This window comes from Neisseria sp. P0001.S005, from assembly GCF_051963715.1.
This window is the reverse complement of sequence record NZ_JBQCTZ010000361.1, coordinates 1-1,936: the sequence shown is the minus strand read 5'-3', so window position 1 is coordinate 1,936 and position 1,936 is coordinate 1. Positions and strand designations below refer to the sequence as shown.

General features: G+C 53.4%; 1 pseudogene. It reads right to left on the bottom strand.

Annotated features, from left to right (window positions below):
* Positions 1-1,856: pseudogene (locus ACTHSP_RS20140) on the bottom strand (hypothetical protein); the annotation flags it as partial.
* Positions 1,857-1,936: the final 80 nt, after the last annotated feature.

Sequence of the window (1,936 nt, the reverse complement as noted above, 5' to 3'; positions counted from 1 at the left end):
TCGGCCTGAACTGCCGATCCGCCGCCCAAGTGGGTGGCTGTGGAATTGGCAGTTTTGTACAACTGGCTGCCGTTCACGGCATCGGTACTGGTCGCGTTAACCGCACCTGCAGCGACACCGACGATTGTGTGGCCGCCATTATTCAGACCGTTATTGGTCAATTTGACCGGGTCGCCTGAAGAAGTAGAAGTGATGGTCAAACCGTCGCGATCCAGCTTAGCGTCAGCGCCGGCCGTTCCGGCCTTAATACTGGTTACCTCCATCTCCTCGACAGTACCGAAGGTAAACTCTTTACCGTTTTGTACCAATGCAATGTTTTTGCCAGCCTGCAGTTTGACAGTATCGTTATTATTTACCCTGCTTGTAGCCGTACCGGTGGCAGTGCCGCCGGCAACAGAACCGCCTTCCACATTGAAACCGCTTTTTCCAACCGCAGTATTGATGGCCGCAGCCACGCTGCCTGCAGTAGCGGCTTTGTTTGCATCCGCAGCGGTAGGCGCGTTCACTTGGCCGGTAGTGGCGTTGTTGGTCAGCGCAACTGCAGTGGCATTGATTTTCACGGTAGTTACGCCCGCGCCGTCGGTCGATACCTCAGTGGTGGTATTTGTACCGTCAATAAATTTGAGCGTATTGCCCGGTTTCACAGTTTGCGTCGTACCAGTAGCAGCGGCCACCTGAAAACCGCCGCCCACAGTATTCAAACGGCTGTCCAATACGTTCAGCGCGTCGCCGACATTATTTTTGCTAACCGCATTACCGTTGGCATCAGTCAGGTTGTAGGTGGGAGCGGTAAACGTACCATCTGGTTTCAAGGCCGCGCCGCCGCCCAAATTAGTAGCCACACCTTTACCGATATTGCCGATTACATTTTGGGTGGCGTAAAGCTGGCTACCGTTAATCGCATCGGTGGAAGCAGCCGAAACTTCGCCCGCCCCTACCTGTTTGATTTGACGGTTGCCAACGGTCACAGAACTATTGGCGGAATCGCCGACATATGTATAGTTCAGTCCGTTTACATTTTTCGTTCCAGACTGGTTGGTAGCAGCAACGGCAGTCGTACCTGAACCTAAGGCAACAGAATTGGCCACGGCAGCGCTGGCATCCGAACCAATGGCAACACCCTTGGCAGCTGCCTGAGAGCTACGACCGAATGCGATGGAGTCTTTCGCCTGCGCGTTGGCACTACGACCAATAGCCAGCGCATCCTCGCCTGCGGCGTTGGCATTGTTACCCAAAGCCACAGTTTGTGCCGCATTCGCACGAGCGGAAGTACCGATGGCTACGGAATAATATCCGGAAGACTCCACGCTGTTGCCGACAGCTACAGACTGCACTCCATTGGCCTTGGCGGCCGAGCCGATGCCAACAGCCAGGGCAGCTTTGGTTTCCACGTCATTACCGATAGCAACGGAATTCGATTGACTATTGGCAGCCTGCAAAGTATTGCCGCTACCAATGCGGATACTGTTATTGCCTGCGGCACGGTCACCCAAGCCGATAATGCCGCTATTTACATCCAAACGGCCACCGAGCGAAAGGTGTTTGCTGCCCGCACCGCCCGCATCACCATAGAACAGGGCACGGTTGGTTTGACTGGCCGCATCTCCGGATCTACATTTATCCCGAAAAGCATTTACACTCGGCATATTGCCGCCGCTGGCCTGCCCGGCCGCCCATTCCAAGTTGTTATTAACCAGAAAGAACAGCGCGTTTCTTCTTATCGATTCATCACTGGTAACGATACATCCGTCATCAGTACCATCATTGATAAAAATACCAGGTCCGGCATTGGCATAACCTGCGGTCATCATCAGCGCGGAAACCAATGCGGTGCAAACGAAACGGGAGGATTTCAACCCTGTAGAAATTAGTAGCGTTGTTTACAGTATTTCCAGGAGAATACTGAAACATGAACATGCACAAAAACACCCGTCTC